The sequence below is a fragment of the Gluconobacter vitians genome (genome assembly GCF_015244565.1).
GTDB lineage: Bacteria > Pseudomonadota > Alphaproteobacteria > Acetobacterales > Acetobacteraceae > Gluconobacter > Gluconobacter vitians.
In genome coordinates this window covers 26126-33799 of record NZ_JABCQG010000021.1, presented here as the reverse complement: position 1 = coordinate 33799, position 7674 = coordinate 26126, and the positions used below count along the sequence as shown (strand labels likewise).

Annotated in this window: 5 protein-coding genes and 1 pseudogene; 4 read left to right on the top strand and 2 right to left on the bottom strand. The window is 55.2% G+C overall.

All coding sequences use genetic code 11. The features are described 5' to 3' along the window. Positions 1–406: 406 nt before the first annotated feature. Positions 407–697, bottom strand: coding sequence for a M48 metallopeptidase family protein (locus tag HKD24_RS12900; protein WP_265589078.1), 291 nt, complete (start codon positions 695–697; stop codon positions 407–409). A 30-nt stretch (positions 698–727) separates the two neighbouring features. Here HKD24_RS12900 and HKD24_RS12895 point away from each other — a divergent pair, with 30 nt between their 5' ends. Then, complete coding sequence (locus HKD24_RS12895; RefSeq protein WP_194260647.1) at positions 728–1807, top strand: IS5 family transposase; 1080 nt, start codon at positions 728–730, stop codon at positions 1805–1807. A gap of 104 nt (positions 1808–1911) precedes the next feature. Here HKD24_RS12895 and HKD24_RS12890 read toward each other — a convergent pair. Further along, a pseudogene (locus HKD24_RS12890) lies at positions 1912–2070 on the bottom strand (MFS transporter); the annotation flags it as partial. Positions 2071–3348: 1278 nt separating this feature from the next. Here HKD24_RS12890 and HKD24_RS12885 point away from each other — a divergent pair. Genes HKD24_RS12885 through HKD24_RS12875 form a run of 3 tightly spaced genes read left to right on the top strand, consistent with a single transcriptional unit; the run spans position 3349 to position 7655 of the window. Continuing rightward, positions 3349–4953: an FGGY-family carbohydrate kinase gene (locus HKD24_RS12885; protein WP_194260646.1), complete on the top strand. Its 1605-nt coding sequence runs from the start codon at positions 3349–3351 to the stop codon at positions 4951–4953. Continuing rightward, on the top strand, positions 4950–6659 hold the full coding sequence (locus HKD24_RS12880; RefSeq protein ID WP_194260645.1) for a glycerol-3-phosphate dehydrogenase/oxidase: 1710 nt from the start codon (positions 4950–4952) through the stop codon (positions 6657–6659). Before HKD24_RS12885 ends, HKD24_RS12880 begins: the two co-directional genes overlap by 4 nt. Before the next feature lie 3 nt (positions 6660–6662). Further along, entirely contained in the window at positions 6663–7655 is a 993-nt protein-coding gene (locus HKD24_RS12875) for a beta/alpha barrel domain-containing protein (RefSeq protein WP_194260644.1), read from the top strand. The last annotated feature ends 19 nt before the right edge of the window (positions 7656–7674 follow it).

Genomic DNA, 7674 nt, shown 5'->3' with positions numbered 1-7674 from the left:
GCGCCAGAAAATTGCTGCTATCGTACGCCGCAGATCATGGGGCGGCGTCTTGCCCCTTGGGCGAACCGCTTCAATCAGAGGTTCCCAGATCGCCCATGTCTCGTCCGTAAAAGTGCCTGTTCCGTCTCCTTCTTCCATCCCTATAATATGGGAAGTGTTTCAAGTGCTAACAGGCCCTAGACGGTACTCGCAGGCTGCAGCCAGCCTCAGAGCTGTCCGTAGATAAGATTTATTTTCCGACGAACTCTATGAATAGATGCGTTCGCTCCCTGTTAAATGGATTTTGTTCTACGGAGAAAGTGGCTGTTGAGGCTTCGCTCAGTGCGAATGCATTACTGTCAGTTTTTCTCCAGTATCTCTCCGATAGCGGACACTCCGCTTTCCCCCTCATGGCAGTCAAATAGAGCTATTTTTGCAGCATCATTTCCGCCATTCCGTCCAGTCTTGCCTTATGGCGCTCCCAATCCGGCATGACACGTTCCAGAAGGGACCAGAAGGCCGGACCATGATTGTGCTCCTTCAGATGGCACAGTTCATGCAGGATCACGTAATCAATGCAGTCACGCGGGGCTTTGACCAAATGTGGGTTCAGCGTGACGGTGCCACCTGGTGAGCAATTACCCCACTGGGTTTGCATCACCTGAAGCTGGAGGGTTCGAAAAACCTTCTGGATTTGAGGGTTCCTCTGTGATTCCATCTCTCCTGCGTTGATTGGGGATGATGGCAGATGAAGCGGCCTGGTTTCTTTGATGTTGAAGAGCGGCTGGCCCGGTTAAGCGGGCTTGGCGATCAGCTTGAGGCATTTTCCCGGACTGTGGATTTTGAGGTGTTCCGCCCTGATCTGGAGAAGGCTCTGGCCTATTCAGATGGGAGCAAAGGTGGACGACCGCCGTTTGATCCCGTGTTGATGTTCAAGATTCTGGTGATCCAGACGCTGAACAATCTCTCCGACGAGCGAACGGAATATCTGATCAACGACCGCCTGTCCTTCATGCGTTTCCTCGGTCTGGGACTGTCGGACCGGGTACCTGATGCCAAAACGGTCTGGCTGTTCCGTGAGCGTCTGGCCCAGGCGGGAGCTATTGAAAGACTGTTTGACCGGTTTGATGCCACTCTGCGGACCGCCGGTTATCTGCCAATGTCCGGCCAGATCCTGGATGCGACATTGGTAGCCGCCCCAAAGCAGCGCAATACGAACGCTGAGAAAGCTGACCTCCGGGCAGGGCGTATTCCTGAAGATTGGCAGGACAAACCCGCAAAGCTGTCGCATAAGGACCGTCATGCGCGCTGGACACTGAAGTTTACCAAAGCGAAGCGTCAGGATGACGGGACGATCCCAGCCACGGACCTCGCCATTCCGTTCTTTGGCTACAAGTCCCATGTTTCCATCGACCGGAAGTTCCGGTTCATCCGGAAATGGAAGACAACGGATGCTGCTGCCAGTGATGGTGCCAGACTGCGCGAGGGCCTTCTGGATAAAACCAATACGGCCTCAAGCGTCTGGGCTGACACGGCGTATCGCTCCAAAGCCAATGAGGACTTCATGGACAAGCAGGGCTTTGTCTCGAAGGTTCACAGGAAAAAGCCGCATCTCAAACCTATGCCCCGGCATATCCAGAAATCGAATGCTGGAAAGTCGGTGATCCGATCTCGTGTCGAGCATGTCTTTGCCGATCAGAAATCGCAAATGGGTCTGTTCGTCCGAACTGTCGGTATCACCCGGGCCACCATGAGGATCGGCCTTGCCAATATCGTCTATAATATGCGCCGCTTCCTCTTCCTCGAAAGATTGAACGCGAGCGCGTAGTCCTCCCACTGGCGATGGACCGTGATCTGCTCAAAACGCAGAGCGAAAGTCACCCCGGAAACCCTCAATCAAAGCGCCAAAAAACTAAAATCATCAGACAAGCGCATCAACAAACAGTTCTTCGATCCCTCCAGGTTCAGGTCATGCGCGATCGCAATGCCGAGAGGACCCAGCAAAACCCAGATCATGAATGAGACGTCGAAATATAGAAAAGCGGCCAGCAGGGTCGGTGCGTGCCCGGCTTTCAGGAAACCCCTGTCCACAATACATTTCCAGACGACACATCAAACAAGAATGTGTCATCGCCCATTTGGCGCCAGTGGACCGCCATTGATCCACTCCATGCGTTTCTGTCCTAGCCGGACAAACCCGACTCTCCACCGGCACTGATGGAGTATCGTTACATTATGTGTAGAGACTATATTGCAGAACGATCTGATGTCAAAATAATAAAGTATAGTTGGAACGATTCCTTCTGCGATTAGATTTCTGGTTCTGATAAATAAAATTTTCATAGAACCAAGCATAATTTTGAAGCTGTTGAAATAAAAAAATATACTTAGTGAGTATTTATGATTAGTATAAATTTACATATAATAAAAAATATAGTTCTTCATGAATTATTTTGTAATAATTCAATAATTATTTATTTAAAATTATACGAGACGGCTTCTGCTTGATGGGTTCGACGAAAGACGGATCATCGGAGGAGAGAATATGTGTGATCAAAACCTGGGGTGGAAACCTTTAGATAGAGGAGTCGAATTTTCTAGATCACCAAGCGAGTGAGCTTTTGCGATATGGTGGTAGGCGCTTTATGAACGTAAGCGTATTGGCGTGGGAGCGCATAATGGGACATTACGTACCCTCCATATCCGGGTATTGCTGTGGAATAGGTTACAAAGGTTATGTCGAAACAAAATTTTGATAAAAACAACGGTTTGTCAATCGACTATATCATGCCGTAATATTCTTCACGAAACCGCTCATAATGCGCAGTTTTCTTTGGTTGTGTGCCCCCGCAACCATCTTCGAAAAACCCCGCTCGGTCAGAGACCAAGCGGGGGTTTTGCGTTCGGGGATAGCGGTTATAGCGTGTTGTGAAATGTCATCAGTCTTGAGTTTTTAGAACATGATTTCGGTGCGGTTGAGGCGCTTGAATTTCCGCATAACTTCGGTCTGCCAGCACTTATTGTGCTGCAAAAAGACTATCCAGAGGAGTATATGCAGCTTTGTATTCACCACCTTTTGTCGCACCACCGCAAACCGTTTCGTTTTCAGTTTCATTGCAGAACCTGAATTAGATTTCCTTAATTAAATCAACAGGTCCTGAGCCGACTGATATTTCCAATGGTCATCTGGAAAATGTTCTGTTTTCGTCTTGTGCTTTTCCAGACAACGGCCCGTCCAATCTGACGATATATGTCACATTAAATCGTGATAAATCACAGATAAATGTGTTCATAATCTCATAATAGATGTTATGGGTGCTCATCGTTGTGATCGCTTGATGATCAGTCACGCCGTCTGGAGGGTGTTCGATGCGCCAGGATTTCACCATTGGGATCGACAGTGGTTCCACGACGACGAAAGCCGTCGTGTTTTCGCCGACCGGTGCGATCATGGGGACGGGGCGTCGCCGTGTTGCGCAGCATATGGACCGGCCTCACCATGTTGAGCGGGACATGCACGAGGCCTGGGAGGCTGTAACGGGGTCGGTTCAGGATGCATTGGCAGATGCCGGGCTTGACGGTTCGGATATTGCCGCAATTGGCCTGACCGCACACGGAGATGGTGTTTTTCTGCTTGACCGCTCAAGTAAACCTCTAGGCCGAGGGATCATGTCGCTCGACAGCCGTGCCACTGTGCTGCACGAGCGGTGGCAGCGCGATGGGATATCAGATCTAGTTCTCCCGGTGGCAGGGCAGCGCCCCTATGCCTATTCGGCCAATACGCTTCTGGCCTGGATCCGTGAGAACGAGCCGGAGCGTTATGCAGCAATCGGGTCTGTCATCTTTGCCAAGGACTGGATCCGCTACTGTCTGACGGGTGAGATCGCGACGGACCTGACGGAAGCCAGTACGTCTTTCACGGATCTGCATACACAGGATTACAGCGACGAACTGCTGGAAATCCTGGGGTTGCAGGGCATCCGTCGGGCGTTGCCGGAAATGCGGCTGTCCTGCGAAAGCGGTGGCAGCCTGACAGCCGAGGCCGCAGCCCTGACCGGCCTGAAAGCTGGGACGCCCGTTTCAGTCGGGCTGCATGATGTTACGGCTGCGGCAGTCGGGATGGGATATACGCAGGCCGATGATCTTTCCATCACGGCCGGAACATTCTCGATCAATGAAGTGTTCCGCGATCGGCCGGTTATCGGAGAGGGTTGGGCCTGTCGCGCCGGATATCGCCGCGGCCTGTGGAATTGCATGGCCATTTCACCTGCGTCCTCCAGCAATCTCGAATGGCTGGCGAAACTTCTGAAGCCCGAGGAACAGGACGCGGCCCGCCAGCTTTCGGCGGAAATGGAAAGCCGTCTTTCGAAGCCGGGCGGGCGTCATCAGGTTCCGCTGTATCATCCATTCTTGTTTGGCTCGCCTTATGAAGTGCCAGCCAGCGCTTCGCTGTTCGGGGTCCAGTCCTGGCATGATCGCGCGGACCTGTTCCAGGCGATGGTGGAAGGCACGATCTTCAATCATCGCGAACATGTCGATGCACTGCGTCAGACGGGGCCGGTCCGCAGGATTGGCGTGTCCGGTGGCGGCAGCGGGCAGCCTGTGATCGCCCAGATGTTTGCTGATATTCTGGGCTCGGATGTTGAAATCCCGGAAGTGCGGGAAGCGGGTGCGCTTGGCGCTGCCCTGACGGCCAGTGTCGCGATCGGACATTATGCCGATCTGGAGGAAGCCGTTTCCGCCCAGACCATTCCGATGCAGATTTACACGCCCCAGACCGAACGGCGTCGTATTTATGAAGGGATCTATCGGCGTTACGTCGCCCTGACCCAAGCCATGCGGCCCTTCTGGTCGGACCTTTATGACGGTGGAACAACGCAGGTCGAGCCTGTTCCGGAGCCAGTTGCCGTGGAGACAGGTGTTGTCCTGAACTATGCTGCAATCGGCTTTATTCCGCAGGAAGCCCGGCCATGAACGGACTTGCTGGCATCACGGATAATGCGGCCTTCGACGTTGCGATCATCGGGGCCGGGATCAACGGGGCAGGCCTGTTCCGCGAACTGACCCTGCAGGGGCTGCGCGTTCTTCTGGTGGATCGGGGTGACTTCTGCTCCGGTGCGTCATGCGCACCATCTCGTCTGATTCACGGTGGTATCAAATATCTTGAGACCGGCGAATTTCGGCTCGTGGCGCAGTCCACGCTGGAGCGGAACCTGCTGCTGCGTAATGCACCGCATGTGGTCAAGCCGCTGCCAACCGTTCTGCCGATCCGGTCCTGGTTCGGCGGTATCATTCCTTCGTTCCGGAAGTTTCTGGGGCTGGGCGGCAAAATGACCGACCGAGGCGCGCTCGTTCTGGAAGCTGGTCTCCAGATCTATGATTTTCTTGGGCGCCGGGCCCGTGTGATGCCCCGTCACAGCCTGTTCCTCAAACGCAGGACGCACGAGGAATGGCCGCATATGGCGGCGGATGTCATGGCGACGGCGCAGTATTATGATGCCGCCATCACCCAGCCCGAACGTCTCGGCTATGAATGCGTGCGCGACGGTCTTGATGTGGGGACGGATTGTGCCGTTTCGACCTATACGGTGCCGCTGTCCTTTACGGATGGGGTTCTGGCTCTCCGGGATGAAAGAAGCGGCGAGACGCGCCACGTCCGCCCGCGGATCATCGTCAATGCCGGGGGCGCGTGGATTGATCGGATCAACAGCGTTCTGGGTCATCCGACCCATTATATCGGCGGAACGAAAGGCAGCCATCTTCTCCTGCGCCATGAAGGGCTTCTGCGGGAACTGAATGGCCGCATGATGTATTTCGGAACGCCGGATGGACGCATCTGTCTGGCCTATCCGTTCTATGATCATGTGCTTGTCGGATCGACCGATCTGCGGATTGATGATCCTGACAGTGCCGTCTGCACGGATGACGAACAGGACTACATGCTGCGTATGCTTGGCAGCCTGTTTCCGGGATTCCGGTTTGGCGCAGACGATGTGATCTACCGCTATAGCGGCGTGCGGCCACTGCCTGCGACCGATGCGGCCGATCCGGGCGCCATCAGTCGCGACCATATCATTCATGAAGATATTGTGGGCGACACGCCGCTCCTGTCTCTGGTCGGTGGAAAATGGACCACATTCCGTGGTCTGGCGGAAGAAACCGCAGACAGGGTGCTGGACATGCTGAGTATAGAGCGGCGTCTGTCCACGCGGGATTTCCCGATCGGTGGCGGTCGAGACTACCCCCAGCCACAACGATATTCCTCCTATCTAGACGAGTTCTTCGTCACATATGGTCTCCCGCGCACCAGAGCGGCGGCGCTGCTGGAGCGGTACGGCTCCCGCGCGCGGGCCTTTGCGGTGTTCTGTCAGGAGCAGCCGGATGCGCCGCTGCGCAGTCTGCCCACCTATACGCGCCGTGAACTGGCATTCATCGCTACGGATGAACTGGTGCGGACGCTGTCGGATGTCCTGTTCCGTCGCACGCCGATTGCCCTGAGCGGCCTTCTGACGCCGGACGTCGTGCGCGAAGCGGGGAACATCGTCGGAGAGGCGCTCGGCTGGAATGCGCAGGAGACGGAACAGCAATGCCAGCAGACCTGGAAGGAAGGGCAGGACCGTCATCAGCTGAAGGGTGAACTGCCAGCAGCATCATTTTCACATCCAGCCCTGAGGGCATGAACCATGAACCGTTATGAAGAAAAGATTGCCCGCATGGTCTCCGGTCAGGACAGCCGGACCGACTTCATTCTTGCGGATGCCAAGGATTCCGACATGGCCGCCGGGATCAGCGCCACGGGTCTGCAGCGTCATCCGTCGCCTGTACAGGACAAGCGGTCCCGTTTCCGCACGCGGCGGGAATATGTCGATGTGATCAGGACGATCCTCAGTCAGGATACCGTGGACATCATGCTGACTTCGGCGTCAATTCTGGAGACGCTGGTTCACGAGGATGCTTTTGAAGGCACGCGCATCCAGTCGGCGATCCGCGCCAATGACACGACCGATCTGTGGCGCGGTCGGGGCAGCAATTATCAGACCCAGAAATCAGTTCCATTCCGTTCGGCGTCCCTGAAAAAGGCACAGACCAATCTCGGCCTGTACTCCATGACGTTCAACGGCGATGCCGATCAGGATAGTCTGGCGCTTGAAGAATTCGCAAGCTTTCGCGAGGAAGCGGCAGAGCGGCGTTTTTCCTATTTCCTTGAGGTTTTCAATCCCAATGAAGGGCGGATTTCCCACGCGGATCAAGGCTTTTTCCTCAATGACATGATCGTCCGCTGTCTGGCCGGGCTTCGGCGTGAAGAGCGGCCGGTTTTCCTCAAGGTTCCGTTCAATGGCGCGGAAGCACTGACGGAGCTCTGCGAGTTCGACCCATCAGTGATCGTGGGCATCATGGGCGGCGGAAGCGGCACGACCCGCGACTGTCTGGAACTTCTGCATCAGGCCCAGTGCTGCGGGGCCCGTGCTGCGCTGTTTGGCCGCAAGATCGTGGATGCGGATGATCCCGTCCTGCTGATCGAAGCCATGCGCAGCGTAACGGATGGCGCGCTGTCACCCATGGAAGCGACCCATCTCTATCATGAGAAAATGGGTAAACGCGGACTGGTCGCCGGGCGCGATGTGGAGATCGACAGTGTGGTGACGGAAGCTGTCCTGCTGGAGCGGGCAGCCTGACGTTCGCGTGAAGGGGTGG